This window comes from Ruegeria sp. SCSIO 43209, assembly GCF_019904295.1.
Classification (GTDB): domain Bacteria; phylum Pseudomonadota; class Alphaproteobacteria; order Rhodobacterales; family Rhodobacteraceae; genus Ruegeria.
Genome location: NZ_CP065359.1, coordinates 2,793,846 through 2,811,207 on the forward strand (window position 1 = coordinate 2,793,846; position 17,362 = coordinate 2,811,207).

At 57.0% G+C, this 17,362-nt stretch carries 11 protein-coding genes; 2 read left to right on the top strand and 9 right to left on the bottom strand.

Features of this window, described 5'->3' with window-relative positions:
• Nucleotides 1-30: 30 nt before the first annotated feature.
• From I5192_RS14010 to rplK, 9 genes are all read right to left on the bottom strand, one after another.
• A complete protein-coding gene (locus I5192_RS14010; RefSeq protein ID WP_170636340.1) occupies nt 31-1,104 on the bottom strand; it encodes a PLP-dependent cysteine synthase family protein in 1,074 nt (357 codons plus the stop codon).
• A 141-nt stretch (nt 1,105-1,245) separates the two neighbouring features.
• Entirely contained in the window at nt 1,246-5,487 is a 4,242-nt protein-coding gene (gene rpoC, locus I5192_RS14015; RefSeq protein ID WP_223117097.1) for a DNA-directed RNA polymerase subunit beta', read from the bottom strand.
• 52 nt (nt 5,488-5,539) lie between these two features.
• Nucleotides 5,540-9,676 (bottom strand): DNA-directed RNA polymerase subunit beta, encoded by a 4,137-nt coding sequence (gene rpoB, locus I5192_RS14020; protein WP_170398571.1) that lies wholly within the window; start codon nt 9,674-9,676, stop codon nt 5,540-5,542.
• 250 nt (nt 9,677-9,926) lie between these two features.
• Complete coding sequence (rplL, locus tag I5192_RS14025; RefSeq protein WP_010441182.1) at nt 9,927-10,301, bottom strand: 50S ribosomal protein L7/L12; 375 nt, start codon at nt 10,299-10,301, stop codon at nt 9,927-9,929.
• A gap of 80 nt (nt 10,302-10,381) precedes the next feature.
• On the bottom strand, nt 10,382-10,900 hold the full coding sequence (rplJ, locus tag I5192_RS14030; protein ID WP_010441181.1) for a 50S ribosomal protein L10: 519 nt from the start codon (nt 10,898-10,900) through the stop codon (nt 10,382-10,384).
• Between the two features lie 515 nt (nt 10,901-11,415).
• Nucleotides 11,416-12,336, bottom strand: coding sequence for a hypothetical protein (locus I5192_RS14035; protein WP_170596849.1), 921 nt, complete (start codon nt 12,334-12,336; stop codon nt 11,416-11,418).
• Complete coding sequence (locus I5192_RS14040) at nt 12,333-13,001, bottom strand: bifunctional 2-polyprenyl-6-hydroxyphenol methylase/3-demethylubiquinol 3-O-methyltransferase UbiG (protein WP_223117098.1); 669 nt, start codon at nt 12,999-13,001, stop codon at nt 12,333-12,335. The genes I5192_RS14035 and I5192_RS14040 overlap by 4 nt, the downstream gene beginning before the upstream one ends.
• 304 nt (nt 13,002-13,305) lie before the next feature.
• A complete protein-coding gene (rplA, locus tag I5192_RS14045) occupies nt 13,306-14,004 on the bottom strand; it encodes a 50S ribosomal protein L1 (RefSeq protein WP_010440987.1) in 699 nt (232 codons plus the stop codon).
• A gap of 1 nt (nt 14,005) precedes the next feature.
• Nucleotides 14,006-14,455: a 50S ribosomal protein L11 gene (rplK, locus tag I5192_RS14050; protein WP_010440985.1), complete on the bottom strand. Its 450-nt coding sequence runs from the start codon at nt 14,453-14,455 to the stop codon at nt 14,006-14,008.
• A gap of 381 nt (nt 14,456-14,836) precedes the next feature.
• Between rplK and I5192_RS14055 the strand changes: the two genes are divergently transcribed.
• Both I5192_RS14055 and I5192_RS14060 read left to right on the top strand, forming a co-directional pair.
• Complete coding sequence (locus I5192_RS14055; RefSeq protein WP_170398593.1) at nt 14,837-16,078, top strand: peptidoglycan-binding domain-containing protein; 1,242 nt, start codon at nt 14,837-14,839, stop codon at nt 16,076-16,078.
• 95 nt (nt 16,079-16,173) lie between these two features.
• Nucleotides 16,174-17,361 (top strand): adenylate/guanylate cyclase domain-containing protein, encoded by a 1,188-nt coding sequence (locus I5192_RS14060; RefSeq protein WP_223117099.1) that lies wholly within the window; start codon nt 16,174-16,176, stop codon nt 17,359-17,361.
• Nucleotide 17,362 lies beyond the last annotated feature (1 nt).

The following is a 17,362-nucleotide window of genomic DNA, read 5'->3' on the forward strand; positions in this document are numbered from 1 at the left end:
GCTACACAAACTGTCGACTTTTCAGTCGTTTCAATCTGTCATCTGGGCGGAAGGCGTAGATTTCGAGATCTCGATCTCATCATCCGTCATCTCCTCTTCTACGCCATCAAACAATGGCGTCGAAAGGTAACGCTCGCCCGTATCTGGCAACATTACCAACATAACGGAACCTTCCGGAGCAGTCTCGGCCAGTTTCATCGCGACCGCAAAGGTCGAGCCACCAGAAATACCGGTAAAAATCCCCTCTTCCGCGGCCAAACGGCGCGACCATGCAATACCGTCGCTACCGGGAACGGGAATCAACTCATCGTAGTAGGAGTTATCAATGGCCTCCTGCAGAACCCACGGAATGAAATCAGGCGTCCAGCCTTGGATCGGATGCGGTTCGAAGTTCGGGTGGCTCTCGGTCGGCTGGTGTATTTCGTTGCGGGTGTTTACATACCCCGACGACACAATGGCTGCATTGGCAGGCTCGGTCAGGATGATCTTGGTCTCAGGGCGCACTTTCCTCAGCACCCGGGCCACGCCCGAGACCGTCCCGCCAGTGCCATAGCCCGTAACCCAATAGTCGAGATTCTGCCCATCAAAGTCACCCAAGATTTCCCTCGCGGTGGTATTTTCGTGAATATCGGCATTGGCTGCGGTTTCAAACTGGCTGGCCAGGAACCAGCCGTTCTGCTCGGCCAGTTCCTTAGCTTTTGTATACATGCCGAACCCCTTTTGCGCGCGCGGTGTCAGGACAACTTTTGCCCCCAAAAACCGCATCAGCTTGCGCCGCTCGACCGAGAAACTGTCGGCCATCGTCACAACCAAGGGATAGCCTTTGGCCGCACAGACCATCGCCAGCCCGATACCGGTATTCCCCGAGGTCGCCTCAACCACTGTCTGACCGGGTTTTAAGCTACCGTCGCGTTCTGCCGCTTCGATGATGTTGAGGGCAAGGCGATCCTTGACAGAACTGGCCGGGTTAAACGCTTCGAATTTTACGTAAACCGTCACGTTTGAGGGGGTAATCCTGTTTATTCGTATGCTTGGCGTGTCTCCGACGGTGTCCAAAATACTGTCATACAGGCGCTTTCGCCCATGCGTTTGACGAGTTGTCATTGCGGCCCCCTCCTCTGTTGACGAAAGCATGCCACAAACCGGGTCACATTAGTAACTATCTTTGTGAGAGTTCGCCTCGGAGCGCTCACAACAAGAAAGGCCCCGCGAAATCGCGGGGCCTTTCTTAGTTATTGAGGGTGCCTATTCGCGGCTTTCCGGTGTTTCCACCAGAACGTCCAGCTCATCACCGACCATGTCGTCGTCGAAGGTCGGAGCGGCCAGAGCAGCGGCTGCTTCGGCCTCTTCCCGGCGCGCTTCGATAACCACGTTGTCACGCGACTGCGCGATGTGGCGGACGGCCTGAGTGGCCCCACCGGTCCCGGCGGGGATCAGACGACCAACGATTACGTTCTCTTTCAGGCCAACCAGCTTGTCTTTCTTGCCCTGAACCGAGGCTTCGGTCAGCACGCGGGTGGTTTCCTGGAACGACGCCGCCGAGATGAACGAACGCGTCTGCAGCGAAGCTTTGGTGATCCCCAGAAGGATCGGCTCACCCTGAGCCGGACGACCGCCACGCGAGATAGTCTTCTCGTTGGCTGCGTCGAACTCCTGCTTGTCGACATGTTCACCTTTCAACAGGGTGGTGTCGCCTGAATCCAGGATCTCCCACTTCTGCAGCATCTGGCGCACGATGACTTCGATGTGCTTGTCATTGATCTTCACGCCCTGCAAGCGGTAGACGTCCTGCACCTCATCGATCATGTAATCCGCCAGCGCTTCGACACCCATAATCGACAGGATGTCATGCGGAGCCGGGTTACCGTCCATCAGGTATTCACCCTTCTGGATAAAGTCCCCTTCGGCGACCGGGATGTGCTTGCCCTTGGGTACCATGTATTCGATGGTCTCCATGGACTCGTCAGCCGGTTCGATGCTGATGCGGCGCTTGTTCTTGTAGTCGCGGCCAAAGCGCACGTAACCATCGGCTTCTGCGATGATCGCGTGATCTTTCGGACGACGGGCTTCGAACAGTTCGGCCACACGTGGCAGACCACCGGTGATGTCCTTGGTCTTGGCGCCTTCACGCGGGATACGCGCAACAACGTCACCGGCTTCGATGGTCTGACCATCTTCGACGGACAGGATCGCATCCACCGACATCGGATAGTGAACCGGGTTGCCCGCATCGTTGCGGACCGGCTCGCCATCTTCACCGACCAGAATGATCTCGGGCTTGAGGTCGCTGCCTTTGGGGGCCGCACGCCAGTCGATCACGATCTTCTGGGTCATGCCGGTTGCATCGTCGGTCTCATCCCGGACCGCAAGGCCCGAAACAAGGTCGACATATTTCGCGGTACCGGCTTTCTCGGCGATGATCGGCAGGGTGTAGGGATCCCATTCGAACAGCTTGTCGCCGCGGGCCACTTTGGTGCCGTCCTTGACGAACAGCTTCGAGCCGTAGCCCAGCTTGTGGCTGGCACGCTCTTCGCCATGCTCGTCCTTGATCACCAGCTTCATGTTCCGGCCCATGACAAGGCTTTCGCCTGCCGCATTGACCAGTATCTGCGGGTTCTCGAACGATACGACACCTTCTTGGCTGGCTTCCTGGAACGACTGCTGACCACCTTGCGCAACACCACCGATGTGGAATGTACGCATGGTCAGCTGTGTACCGGGTTCACCGATCGACTGCGCGGCGATGATGCCGACAGCTTCACCTGTGTTCACCATTGTACCGCGTGCAAGGTCACGACCGTAGCAGGTTGCACAGACGCCTTCTTCGGACTCACAGGTCAGAGGCGAGCGGATGCGCATGGACTGAACACCGGCTTCGTCAATGGTGTCGGCCATACGTTCGTCGATCAGCTGACCAGCTGCCACGATCACTTCGTCCGTTCCCGGACGCAGAACATCATCAGCCGCGACACGGCCCAGCACACGTTCGGCCAGCGAGGCGACAACCTCACCGTCGTTTACGGCGGCTTCGGCAGTAATCGCACGCTCGGTGCCACAATCGATCTCACGAACGATACAGTCTTGCGCCACGTCTACCAGACGACGGGTCAGGTAACCCGAGTTCGCCGTCTTCAGAGCGGTATCCGACAGACCCTTACGGGCACCGTGGGTCGAGTTGAAGTACTCGAGAACGGTCAGACCTTCTTTAAAGTTCGAGATAATCGGCGTCTCGATGATGTCACCGTTCGGCTTGGCCATCAGGCCACGCATACCGCCCAGCTGTTTCATCTGAGTGACCGAGCCACGCGCACCGGAGTGGGCCATCATGTAGACCGAGTTCGGCTCTTGATCTGACCCGTCTTCGGCCTTGGCAACGTCCGAGATGGTGCTCATCATCGCTTCGGTGACGCGGTCGTTACACTTCGACCAGGCATCGACAACTTTGTTGTACTTTTCGCCCTGAGTGATCAGGCCGTCCATGTACTGCTGTTCGAAGTCCTTCACCTGACCGCGGGTGTCATCAACGATGCCCCACTTGTCATCCGGGATGACCATGTCGTCCTTACCGAACGAGATGCCCGCCTTGAACGCTTCTTTGAAGCCCATCGACATAATCTGGTCACAGAAGATAACCGACTCTTTCTGACCGCAGTAACGGTAGACGGTGTCGATCACCTGCTGCACTTCTTTCTTCCGCAGCAGGCGGTTGACCAGCTCGAACGGGGCTTTGTTGTTCATCGGCAGCAATGCACCCAGACGCAGACGGCCCGGAGTGGTTTCATAGCGCTTCTTAACTTCGTTGCCTTCGTCGTCGATCTGCGTGATCCGCGCGGTGATTTTCGAGTGCAGATGCACCTCACCGGCGTCCAGCGCGTGCTGAACTTCTTCGATCGAACCGAAGACCTTGCCTTCGCCCGGCATGCCTTCGCGTTCGAGGGTCACATAGTACAGACCCAGGATCATATCCTGCGACGGAACGATGATCGGTGCACCGTTTGCAGGCGACAGAACGTTGTTCGTCGACATCATCAGAACACGCGCTTCCAGCTGCGCCTCAAGGCTTAGCGGGACGTGAACGGCCATCTGGTCCCCGTCGAAGTCGGCGTTAAAGGCCGAGCAGACCAGCGGGTGCAGCTGGATGGCTTTACCTTCGATCAGAACCGGCTCGAACGCCTGAATGCCAAGACGGTGCAGCGTCGGCGCACGGTTCAGCATGACAGGATGTTCGCGGATCACCTCGTCGAGGATATCCCACACTTCGGGACGTTCTTTCTCGACCAGTTTCTTCGCTTGCTTAACAGTCGAAGACAGACCCTTGGCTTCAAGGCGCGAGTAGATGAACGGCTTGAACAGCTCCAACGCCATCTTCTTGGGCAGACCACACTGGTGCAGTTTGAGTTCCGGACCGGTCACGATGACCGAACGGCCCGAGAAGTCGACGCGCTTACCAAGAAGGTTCTGACGGAAGCGGCCCTGCTTGCCTTTCAGCATGTCCGACAGCGATTTCAGCGGACGCTTGTTGGCGCCGGTGATCACGCGGCCACGACGGCCGTTGTCGAACAGAGCGTCCACGGATTCCTGCAGCATCCGCTTTTCGTTGCGGACGATGATGTCAGGCGCGCGCAGCTCGATCAGACGCTTCAGACGGTTGTTCCGGTTGATGACGCGGCGATACAGATCGTTCAGATCCGAGGTCGCGAACCGGCCACCATCCAGCGGAACCAGCGGACGCAGTTCCGGCGGAATGACCGGGATCACGGTCATGACCATCCACTCAGGCCGGTTGCCCGACTCGAGGAAGGATTCGACAACCTTCAGACGCTTGATGATCTTTTTGGGCTTCAACTCGCCGGTTGCTTCGGCCAGATCAGCGCGCAGCTGCTCGGCTTCGGCTTCCAGATCGATCTGGGCCAGCATCTCACGGATGGCTTCGGCACCGATATTCGCGGTGAACGCATCCATGCCATAGGCATCCTGCGCATCCATGTACTCTTCTTCGGTCAGCATCTGGCCGTAGGTCAGGTCGGTCAGACCGGGCTCGATGACGACGTAGTTTTCAAAGTACAGAACGCGTTCCAGATCGCGCAGCGTCATGTCCAGCATCAGACCGATGCGGGACGGCAGCGATTTCAGGAACCAGATGTGTGCGACGGGCGCGGCCAGTTCGATGTGGCCCATACGCTCGCGGCGGACTTTCTGCAGGGTGACTTCCACACCGCATTTCTCGCAGACAACGCCGCGATATTTCATCCGCTTATATTTGCCGCATAGACATTCGTAATCTTTGATCGGGCCAAAGATACGCGCGCAGAACAGACCGTCACGCTCGGGCTTGAACGTCCGGTAGTTGATGGTTTCGGGTTTCTTGATCTCACCATAGGACCAAGACAGGATCCGTTCAGGGCTGGCCAGCGAAACCTTGATCTCGTCAAAGACTTTCGGCGGTGTCAGCGGGTTGAACGGGTTGTTGGTGATTTCCTGGTTCATTTTGATACCTCAAATTTTGCGGAAGGGGGGACGGGAGGAAGGGCCGAGGCCCTTACTCCTCAACCTCCGCATCCAGGAGTTCCATATTCAGGCCGAGGCCACGGACTTCTTTAACCAGAACGTTGAACGATTCCGGTACGCCCGCTTCAAAGTTATCCTCGCCCTTGACGATCGACTCATAGACCTTGGTCCGACCGGCGACGTCATCCGATTTCACGGTGAGCATCTCCTGCAGGGTGTAGGCGGCGCCGTAAGCTTCCAGAGCCCAGACCTCCATCTCACCAAAGCGCTGACCACCGAACTGCGCCTTACCACCCAGCGGCTGCTGGGTAACCAGGCTGTACGGCCCGGTCGAACGCGCGTGGATCTTGTCGTCCACCAGGTGGTGCAATTTCAGCAGGTACTTGATGCCCACGGTGACCGGGCGCGCGAATTGCTCACCGGTGCGACCGTCGAACAGAACCGACTGACCGCTTTCCGAGAAGCCCGCACGCACCAGCGCGTCGTTGACGTCTGCTTCTTTGGCACCGTCGAAGACCGGAGTAGCGATCGGAACACCACGGGTCACGTTGCCCGCAGCCTCGATCAGGCCATCCTCGTCCAGACCGGTGATGCCTTCTTCGTAGACATCCTCGCCATAAGCCAGCTTCATCGCTTCGCGCACCGGGGTCAGATCGCCGGAACGGCGGTACTCACCCAGAGCCTCATCGATGTTCAGACCCAGACCGCGTGCGGCCCAACCCATGTGGGTTTCAAGGATCTGACCGACGTTCATACGCGAAGGCACACCCAGCGGGTTCAGACAGAAGTCAACCGGAGTACCATCGGCCAGGAACGGCATGTCTTCCATCGGAACAACCTTGGAGATAACACCTTTGTTCCCGTGACGACCGGCCATCTTGTCGCCCGGCTGCAGCTTACGCTTCACGGCGATGAAGACTTTGACCATCTTCATCACACCCGGCGGCAGGTCGTCGCCACGACGGACTTTCTCGACCTTGTCCTCGAAACGGGCGTCCAGAGCACGCTTTTGCACTTCGTATTGCTCGTTCAGAGCTTCAACGATCTGTGCATCCTGCTCGCCTTCCAGCGCCAACTGCCACCACTGACCGCGGGTCAGGGTTTCCAGCAGATCCTCGGTGATCACCGACCCTGCCTTGACGCCTTTCGGGCCTTTGACAGCGGTTTTACCCAGGATCAGGCCCTGCAGACGCGCATAGATGTTGCGGTCAAGGATTGCCAGCTCGTCGTCCCGGTCACGGGCCAGACGTTCGACTTCCTCACGCTCGATCTGCAGCGCACGCTCGTCTTTCTCGACGCCGTGACGGTTGAAGACGCGGACCTCAACAACCGTACCGTAATCGCCCGGCTTCACGCGCAGCGAGGTGTCGCGCACGTCAGATGCTTTCTCACCAAAGATGGCGCGCAGCAGCTTTTCTTCCGGGGTCATCGGGCTTTCGCCCTTCGGAGTGATCTTGCCGACCAGAATATCGCCCGGCTCAACATCCGCACCGATGTAAACGATGCCAGCCTCATCGAGGTTGCGCAGCGCTTCTTCACCAACGTTGGGGATGTCGCGGGTGATTTCTTCCGGACCCAGCTTGGTGTCACGGGCGGCGACTTCAAACTCCTCGATATGGACCGAGGTAAAGACGTCATCACGCGCGATACGTTCTGAGATCAGGATCGAGTCTTCGTAGTTGTAACCGTTCCACGGCATGAACGCGACGACCACGTTCTTACCAAGCGCCAGTTCGCCCATATCGGTCGACGGACCGTCGGCAATGACCTCGCCCTTCTGGACGGTGTCACCCACCTTGATCAGCGGACGCTGGTTGATGCAGGTGTTCTGGTTCGAACGCTGGAACTTGCGCAGACGATAGATGTCAACGCCAGCGTCGCCCAATTCCAGGTCTTCGGTGGCGCGGATAACGATACGCTGGGCATCGACCTGGTCGATGATACCGGCGCGTTTCGCTTGAATCGCAGCACCCGAGTCGATCGCAACCTTTTCCTCGATGCCGGTACCGACCAGCGGCGCCTCGGCCCGCAGCAGCGGAACCGCCTGACGTTGCATGTTCGAGCCCATCAGAGCGCGGTTAGCGTCGTCATTTTCAAGGAACGGGATCAGCGATGCAGCAACCGAGACCAGCTGTTTCGGCGACACGTCGATCAGGTCCACATTCTCGCGCGGGGCGAGGGTGTAGTCACCGGCCTGACGGGTCGAAACCAGGTCGTTGATGAACTTGCCATCGGCATCCAAGGTCGCGTTCGCCTGCGCCACGGTGTGACGCATTTCCTCGGTCGCGGACATGTAGTGTACCTCATCGGTCACCTCGGCGTCTTTGACGACGCGGTAGGGTGTTTCGATGAAGCCATACTTGTTCACGCGGGCAAAGGTGGCCAGCGAGTTGATCAGACCGATGTTCGGACCTTCTGGCGTTTCAATCGGGCACATCCGGCCATAGTGGGTCGGGTGCACGTCGCGCACCTCAAAGCCCGCACGCTCACGCGTCAGACCGCCCGGGCCAAGCGCCGAGAGACGGCGTTTGTGGGTGACTTCCGAAAGCGGGTTGGTCTGGTCCATGAACTGCGACAGCTGCGATGAGCCAAAGAATTCACGAACAGCAGCCGCAGCTGGTTTCGCGTTGATCAGGTCCTGCGGCATGACGGTGTCGATCTCGACAGACGACATACGCTCTTTGATCGCGCGCTCCATGCGCAGCAGGCCAACGCGGTACTGATTTTCCATCAGTTCGCCGACCGAACGCACACGACGGTTGCCGAGGTGGTCGATATCGTCCACGTCGCCTTTGCCGTCACGCAGTTCCACCAGCGCCTTGATGCAGGCCACGATGTCTTCGCGGCGCAGCGTGCGCAGGGTGTCCGGCGCGTCCAGAGCCAGACGCATGTTCATCTTCACACGACCAACGGCGGACAGGTCATAGCGCTCGCTGTCGAAGAACAAGGTGTCGAACAGAGCCGACGCAGCCTCGACGGTGGGAGGCTCGCCCGGACGCATGACGCGGTAGATGTCCATCAGCGCGCTTTCACGGTTCAGGTTCTTGTCCTGAGCCATGGTGTTGCGCATGTAGGGGCCAACGTTGACGTTGTCGATGTCCAGAACCGGGATGTCGGTGATACCCGCATCCATCAGGTCCTTGACAGTACCACCGATCAGGTCGCCGTCTTTATCATACTCCAGGGTCAGCTCATCACCGGCTTCGACATAGATCGCACCGTTTTCTTCGTTGATGATGTCCTTGGCGACATACTTGCCGACGATGTTGTCGAAGGGCACCAGCAGGTCGGTAACAGCACCTTCGTCGATCAGCTTCTTGACCGCGCGAGGGGTGACTTTCTTGCCCGCTTCGGCAATCACTTCGCCCGATTTCGCGTCGATCAGATCATATGTCGGACGGGTACCGCGCACACGCTCGGGGAAGAAGGGCGTAACCCAGCCTTTCTTCTTGTCCAGCTTGTAGGACACGGTGTTGTAATACGCATCCATGATCGCTTCCTGATCCAGACCCAGCGCATAAAGCAGGGTTGTCACAGGCAGTTTGCGTCGACGGTCGATACGGGCGAACACGATGTCCTTGGCGTCGAACTCAAAGTCCAGCCAGCTGCCGCGATACGGGATGATGCGGCAGGCAAACAGCAGCTTGCCCGAGGAATGGGTCTTGCCCTTGTCGTGATCAAAGAACACACCGGGCGAGCGGTGCATCTGGCTGACGATCACGCGCTCGGTGCCGTTCACGATGAACGTGCCGTTCGGTGTCATCAGGGGCATGTCGCCCATGAACACGTCCTGTTCTTTGATGTCCTTGACCGATTTGGCGCCGGTGTCCTCATCGACATCAAACACGATCAGGCGCAGTGTGACCTTCAGCGGCGCGCTGTAGGTCATGTCGCGCTGCATGCACTCTTCGACGTCGTATTTGGGTTTTTCCAGATCGTATTTCACGAACTCCAGAACGGAGGTTTCGTTGAAATCCTTGATCGGGAAAACCGACTGGAACACACCTTTGATGCCTTCGCCGTCTGTGGGCTGTTCTGCATCGCCGGAGCGCAGGAAAAGATCATAAGAAGATTTCTGCACCTCAATGAGGTTCGGCATCTCCAGCACTTCGCGGATTTTGCCGTAATATTTACGAAGACGTTTCTGGCCAAGGAACGTTTGAGCCATGTCAGATGTCACCTTTCGATGTTCTCAGCGGGCAAAGACACCGTCGGGCCCCGGCATCTTGCACAATCGAGACGACACGTCCGGATCAATTCGTGACCACCGTCCCGAAGGTGGCCTCCCGATCCGAAAACCGTGTCTTAGAAAACGCCCCAGACAATGAGGCCCTTTCTAAGACAGGTTCGGCTGGACCCGGATTTCTCCGGACCCAGCCAAATTTTGCGGCGCATCAGCGATGCACCTGTCGGTTGGCTTAGGCCAGCTCGACTTCGGCGCCAGCTGCTTCCAGCTTGCCTTTGACTTCCTCGGCTTCGTCTTTCGACACGCCTTCTTTGATCTTGCCGCCAGCTTCGACCAGCTCTTTGGCTTCTTTCAGGCCCAGACCGGTGATGCCGCGAACTTCTTTGATCACGTTGATTTTCGAAGCGCCGGCGTTCTTCAGAACGACGTCGAATTCGGTTTTTTCTTCCTCAGCTGCGCCACCGGCGTCGCCACCAGCTGCAACCATTACGGCGCCGCCAGCTGCGGGCTCGATGCCGTATTCGTCTTTGAGGATGGTTTTCAGTTCTTGTGCTTCCAGCAGGGTCAGACCCACGATGCTTTCTGCGAGTGCTTTCAGATCAGCCATTGTATTAGCTCTTTCCGTTTTACAGTGTGTGTTCCAACGTCAGGGTGGTTCCCCTACGCAGATCATTCAGTGCCAACCGCTTACGCAGCTTCCGCCTTCTCTTCGATGGTGGAAAGGATGCTTGCGATGTTGCTTGCAGGTGCGCCAATCGCGCCGGCGATGTTCGAAGCAGGTGCGCCAATGCAGCCAACGATCGAAGCAATAAGCTCTTCACGAGACGGCATTTTCGAAACTGTTTCGACGCCTTTGCGGTCCAGAGCGTTCTCGCCCATTGCACCGCCGAGGATCTCAAAATTCTTGTTATCCTTGGCGAAGTCCTCGGCCACCTTGGCAGCTGCCACGGGGTCCTCGGAATAGGTCAGAACGGTCATCCCTGTCAGCAGGTCGGCCATGCTTTCACACGGCTTACCCTCAAGGGCGATTTTGGCGAGCCTGTTCTTGGCAACACGCACGGCACCACCCGCGTCACGAGCACGTGCGCGAAGGTCCTGCATCTCGGCAACTGTCAGACCGGCGTAGTGCGAAACCACTACGACGCCAGAGCTTTCGAAGATTTGGCCGAGTTCCTCGACCACTTTCTCTTTCTGGGCTCTATCCACAGTTCTCTCCAAGTTAGGGGCGATATCTCACCCCGGCTCATATTTGCCGCAGCTTTCGCTCCGGCGTTCAGGTCCGTTGTTACGGGATTGGCCAAAATGCGCCCGAGGATCGTGACCCTCAGAATTCTTTGGTCTTACCCGTCTCAGGCAGGGAATTAAGGGGCCAGATGAACCCACCCACCGTCTTGGACGAAACAAAATAAAGCGCACGACGAATCGCACGCTTTATTCCGCAGGTCTACTTAGGACAGATAGGCCGGGTTTCCAAGAGGTAAATTTAGGCGACTTGCACCGCCCGCGCAGGGGCTGCGACATAGTTGAAACTGTTCTGAGGCATCTCGGTTTCCAGAAAACGAGCCGACACTAAGGCTTGCGGATTTCGCTGCGCGCACCATAGCTACACGCCTGCTAAGACATCGCTCAATATCTGTGCGCAGAGCTAGCCAAGCATTCTGCCGACTAACCGCTATCGTGCAAATGCGGTCGCTGCTTGAGGGCACGGTGGCGGGGCGCTTTCAACCGCCGGTAAAGTCGTGCCGAAGCATAGGTGCAAACTTGCGGCGCGCAGTCCGCCAACGGAAATGAAAAAGCGGGTCCGGTATTCGCCAGTTTTCACCGTAACTCTGAGCCAGCAATGCTGGCGCGTCCTGCGGCAGCATGATTTCCCCACCATTAAGTGATTTTAGCGGGAAAATCGCGCTTTCCGGCAAGTCGTTGAGTGAGTACGGGTACACGCTAAAGCGCCCGTTTTCCGTCCACGCCGGAAATAGATCTATATCAATACCCAAATTATTTTTAACTTTGAAGATTGGTATATTACGCTTTAACGAATTGGTATCCAGGCACTCATTGGCGAGCAACTCTCGCTGATAATCAATCCATTTTTCAGCGACGCCTTCAAGCGTAGACTCACCCAGATGCACTGCAAAATCGACATCGTCGTCGTGACCAATCAATCCACCCTCTCGAACGAGACCCAACAACGCGCCAGCGTATAGAATGATCGGCTTCCCTAAACGAATTACGGGTTCAAGCTCGGCGTCAAGTTTTGAAAAGATATCATCGCCAGCCTTTTCTCCGAATGTTCTGTTATAGCCATGTGGTGTAATGTAATCGGGGTGTAGCGTCTGCTTCACGCGCTCAAAAAACGAGGCAAAGCGCGCCTCCATACCCTGTTCTGCATAGCGAATTTCCATATGCTTCAGCCTACCGTGCGTCCGGGCAGGCTTTAATCTTCTGTGGCAGCACAAAAGAAGAAATGTCTCTTCCCAATCATCATAGAGCGACTGGTTCTCCAAGCGCATTATGGGATCCTTTAGCGCCTCAACCGCAAGGCGCGTTTTGCGAGGTCGTGGTAGTGCCGTTTGGGCCGCAGCATGCGTAAAAACATGCTCGCGAAGCGACGCGAGCTCCTTGATCAATTCTGCTTCGGTCATTGGGTCTTTTCATAGATCGCGCGGGCTACGATCGCATCTTCTGTTTTATATTTTGCGAAGCCTCCGCCTTCTACACCATAGCATTTTCGGAATTCGGAGGCTTCCATTTTGGCATCCAGATCCGTCGCACTTACGTAACGCCGGAAATGCGGCGCCGCAATTTTCGTTGTGGCTCGGTCCGCCAACGTTCGATATTCGAACGCTACGACATCGCCAGGCCTGCACCCGCTCCGCAGCGCCCGGATCAGAGCATCCTCTTCATCATCTGTGATCGCATGCAAAAAGAACCGAGCGTAAACGCAAACGGTTTCAGATCGTCGCTCGGACAACACCCGTTCAACCAATCCATCTTTGAGATTGGTCCGAACAAATTCAAGATCGTCTCCGCCCTGCTTTTGTGCATGCTTTTGCGCTGACGCAATCGCTGCCTCAGACGCATCCATGCCGGTCACTTTGAACCCGTGTCGCGAAAAGAAAAAACTGTCACGGGCATTCCCACACCCTACGTCAATGACATGTGACTGCCGATCAATCTCATTTGCCACAAACGCTGCGAATTGCGACGGCAAGGTAAGCTCCCATGACCCTGCCGATTTCGCATAAAACTGGTCCCAAAAGGCGCGTCGATCTTCTGGAAGTGATTTCTGACGAATATTTTGGTTCATTGATGGGTATTCTCTAACAGCTACTACACGACAATGGGGGAACTGTGTCAGACCGCACCCCCTAGTTCAATCGCTTCTTTAGCCACCGCTGCTGAGGCATTGAATCTATGTTTGTGCGTATCGCTGCTTTTTAGTCAGCGTAGCTGTAACCGGGTTTGAAATTGGCAAAACTTCAAGATTTCAATTGATGTGCAAGCAACCACGCTATCACACAGCTACAGCCTGTTTCTCATGTGGCACGCAATAAAAATCCCGAGCAGTTCTCACTACCCGGGATCAAGTTCTCACAGCTAAACGCTAAGGCTTATTCGCCCGCAGCAGCCGCCACGTCCAGAGTCACACCCGGGCCCATGGTCGAGCTCAGCGCGATTTTCTTCATATAGGTGCCTTTGGCACCCGACGGTTTGGCCTTCGCAACAGCCGAGATGAAGGCACGGACGTTTTCGACCAGCTTGGCTTCGTCGAAGGACGCTTTGCCAACACCGGCGTGCACAACGCCGCCTTTTTCCGCCTTGAACTGAACTTCACCACCTTTTGCTGCTTCCACAGCCGCTTTCACGTCCATGGTCACGGTGCCAACTTTGGGGTTCGGCATCAGGTTGCGGGGGCCCAGAACTTTACCCAAACGACCGACGATCGGCATCATGTCCGGGGTTGCAATGCAGCGATCAAATTCGATGGTGCCGCCCTGAATGGTTTCCATCAGGTCTTCCGCGCCAACGATATCTGCGCCCGCTTCTTTCGCTTCGTCTGCCTTGGGGCCACGAGCAAATACAGCAACGCGCATCGCTTTGCCGGTACCGTTCGGAAGGCCAACAACGCCGCGAACCATCTGGTCTGCATGACGAGTGTCAACGCCGAGGTTCAGAGCGATTTCGATGGTCTCGTCGAATTTCGAGGTCGCATTGCCTTTGACCAGCGAAACAGCTTCTTCGACCGACAGGTTTTCCTTGCCAGCGACAGCTTCGCGCGCAGCGCGGGTACGTTTACCGAGTTTTGCCATCTTACTTCACCTCGATGCCCATAGAGCGGGCCGAGCCCAGGATGATCTGCATTGCGCCTTCGACGTCGTTGGCGTTCAGATCTTTCATTTTGGCTTCGGCGATTTCACGAACCTGCTTCGAGGTCACGGTTGCCACGGTCTCACGACCTGGGTTTTCCGCACCACGAGGACGGTTCCGCTTGCCAACCGGCTTCAGACCAGCCGCTTTTTTCAGGTAGTAAGACGCGGGCGGCGTCTTGATGTCCATGGTGAAGGACTTGTCCTGATAGTAGGTGATCACGGTCGGGCACGGAGCGCCGGGCTCCATGTCTGCGGTCTTGGCGTTGAACGCCTTGCAGAATTCCATGATGTTGATGCCGCGCTGACCCAGCGCCGGACCAACTGGCGGCGACGGGTTCGCCTGACCTGCAGGAACCTGCAGCTTCATTGTACCAGCAAGCTTCTTGGCCATTTGGTTTTCCTTTCAACTTAGGTGAAACGCGTTTCACCCAGACTATGTTGCGTGGTCCGATCCGGGATCGCGATCCCAGCAACCTCCCACGAGAGAATCTCGCCCGAAGACGATAGGGGCGGCACTTACAGCGGAACGGCGGGGTTGGCAAGTCGCCTGCCCTGCTCTCACACATCGAATCAAGCCCCCAAGTGGGTCTTATACGCTCACGGCGTACAGATCGTTACTAACAAGGTGCGACTGACAACTCTTAAGAAATTAATATCAATGCAGAATCTGCGCGGTGGTTGCGGGATGGTCGGGTTTCCGCCACCCCCCTCACCTCAATACTCGCAGCTGTGCTATACTCGACGAAATTAGTATTTTTGGTGGAGGTTAATTATGATCATTCGTTTATTAATAACAGTTGGCATCGCGCTGTCATTTGCGGCGTCTTCTCCTCAGACCGCGCGGGCCGATGCTGGCGAGATACTGGGCGGTGCTGTGGTTGGTGGCGTCATCGGCTACGCTATCGGCCGGGATCAGCAGAGAAAACAGCAAGCCCGGACGAGGTCAACAACAACACGCACCTATCGCCCCGGAATTCCGTCGACCACACAAGGGGCGCAAACCCAGACCGCGCTCAACTATTTCGGCTACAATGCGGGTCGCGTTGATGGTCAAGTCGGTCGTGGCACACGGTCTGCGATCGAACGCTATCAGGTCTCGATGGGCTACCCCGTGAATGGCTATGACTTCCAGCCCTATCAGCGCGACTTCCTGATGCAGGCCTATTACTGGGCGACAAGCGGCGGTCAGACGACAACTCAACTCGCAGGCCAACCGCTTTTGATGGAATACCGCCGGCAGATACAAACCGGCTCTGCCCTGGCTGCCGCCCCTCAGGCACCAGCACAAGCCCCAGCAACCACGATTCCGGTTGTGGTTCCTCAAGCTCAGGAACCAGAGCCCGAGGCCAATACAACTGAAACCGCCTCTGCCAGCCTGCCAAGCCTGTTTTCCGGCGGGACCGGCGGCCCATCGCTGGCCAATCGGTGTAGCGGGGTGATGCTGCAGACCTCGACAAACGGGGGCTACACGACGCTGTCAAATATGACGGATGCCGATTTTGCCCTCAGCGAACAGTTCTGCCTTGCTCGCAGCTATGCAATGGCGCGTGGCGAAGATCTGATGGCGGATATCCAGGGGCTGACGCCGGATCAGGTGAGCGCACAATGCGACTCGTACGGCGAAATGTTGGCACCGCAAGTTGATGCGCTTTCGATCAGCTCGAAGGCAGAAGCTGAAACCCAGGTACGCAAGCTTGCGCTGGACTCGGGCCTCAGCCCCGCTGATCTTGCAGCGACAAGCAAGGTCTGCCTGTCGATGGGCTACCGTCAGGACAACATGGACACGGCAGTCGGTTCTGCATTGATGCTAGTCGCGATGGGTGAGCCTGCCTATGGAGAGTTGATCGGCCACCATCTGCGCGAAGGCTTCGGTGTGCAACAGCGTCGCGATCTTGCTATGCAGTGGTATGATGCCAGCCTTTCGGCACTGGATGCCGGTTCGCAAGCCGTCTTCCTGCCGTCCCAGACCGACCGCCCGCAACTGTTGCGTGCGGCTATGGTTCAAGCGCAGTAAGTCGCGCACTCAGTCGTTTCAGCCACTGCGAGGCTGATACAAATAACGCCGCGGTGTCAGTTTGCATCGCGGCGTTCTATATTGAGGGTGCCATTATGCCGACCCCACCGGAACCGATCTCAAAACATGACAAGATCGACGCTTTGATCGAGTGGATGGTTGACGGTGCCCGCCCAGCTGGAAATGCGGTCGATATCATCGAAGGTATCTGCACCCGTCTGCTGGATGCCGGTGTCGCCATCGACCGGTTCGGTTTGTTCATCTGGACGCTGCATCCCAATCTGATGGGTCGACGTTTCCTGTGGAAAGCGGGCGCTGGAGTCGACCGGGTCGACGCGCCGTCTCAATTGTTCACCGAGGCGATCTACACCGATAACCCCCTGCCGCATGTGATCGAGCGTCAGCAATCCATCCGCCGCCACCTGGAAGACCCCAACTGCCCCGAGGATTACATCATTGTCGGCGAATTGCGCGAGCAGGGCTTCACCGATTACCTGGCGCAACCGCTGATCTATCTCAACGGCGATACCCATGTCTGCACCTGGTCAAGTGCCACGCCCGGTGGGTTTTCAGAGAGTGATCTGGCGATCCTGAACCGGGTTCGCGGTCCGCTCGCCCGCCTGACCGAGACCTATATGTTACGGCTCGACGCGACCTACCTGCTGTCGACCTATGTCGGCCGCAACAGTGGTGCACACATTCTGGACGGTAAAATACATCGCGGTGATGGCAGCAAAATCGAGGCCGTTATCCTGTTTGCGGATCTCAAGGGATTTACCCGCCTTTCGAATTCGGTTTCCGGCGATACGCTGGTCCGGCTGCTGAATGACACGTTTGATTGCCTTGTCCCGTCGGTCATGGACCACGGCGGAGAGCTTCTGAAGTTCATGGGCGACGGCTTTTTTGCCATCTTCCCAACCAGCACGGATCTTCCGCCAAAGGTGCAGATTCAGGCCGCCATCGCAGCGGTGCGCGAGGGTGTGGCGTCGCTGGCCGAGGCCGATTTCCAGCATAAGCTTGGCGTGCGCACTGCAATTCATCATGGTCGCTTCCACTATGGAAATGTAGGTGGTGGGGATCGGCTGGATTTCACGGCCATCGGTCCCGACGTCAATTTGGCGGCTAGACTTGTAGCGGCGGCCACAGACTTGGATTGCGACCATGTCCTTTCGGATACAGCCGCAGCATTTCTCCCGAAACTCTGCGAACCGGTCGGAACTGTATCACTTAAAGGTTTTGGTGAGGATCAAACTGTCTGGCAGATGAGCACGCCCCAAACGTAAA

Excerpts from the sequence above, each read along its gene's own strand:
- I5192_RS14010 (WP_170636340.1), bottom strand. The coding sequence starts at position 1,104 with ATGACAACTCGTCAAACGCATGGGCGAAAGCGCCTGTATGACAGTATT.
- rpoC (WP_223117097.1), bottom strand. The coding sequence starts at position 5,487 with ATGAACCAGGAAATCACCAACAACCCGTTCAACCCGCTGACACCGCCG.
- rpoB (WP_170398571.1), bottom strand. The coding sequence starts at position 9,676 with ATGGCTCAAACGTTCCTTGGCCAGAAACGTCTTCGTAAATATTACGGC.
- rplL (WP_010441182.1), bottom strand. The coding sequence starts at position 10,301 with ATGGCTGATCTGAAAGCACTCGCAGAAAGCATCGTGGGTCTGACCCTG.
- I5192_RS14035 (WP_170596849.1), bottom strand. The coding sequence starts at position 12,336 with ATGACCGAAGCAGAATTGATCAAGGAGCTCGCGTCGCTTCGCGAGCAT.
- I5192_RS14040 (WP_223117098.1), bottom strand. The coding sequence starts at position 13,001 with ATGAACCAAAATATTCGTCAGAAATCACTTCCAGAAGATCGACGCGCC.
- rplA (WP_010440987.1), bottom strand. The coding sequence starts at position 14,004 with ATGGCAAAACTCGGTAAACGTACCCGCGCTGCGCGCGAAGCTGTCGCT.
- rplK (WP_010440985.1), bottom strand. The coding sequence starts at position 14,455 with ATGGCCAAGAAGCTTGCTGGTACAATGAAGCTGCAGGTTCCTGCAGGT.
- I5192_RS14055 (WP_170398593.1), top strand. The coding sequence starts at position 14,837 with ATGATCATTCGTTTATTAATAACAGTTGGCATCGCGCTGTCATTTGCG.
- I5192_RS14060 (WP_223117099.1), top strand. The coding sequence starts at position 16,174 with ATGCCGACCCCACCGGAACCGATCTCAAAACATGACAAGATCGACGCT.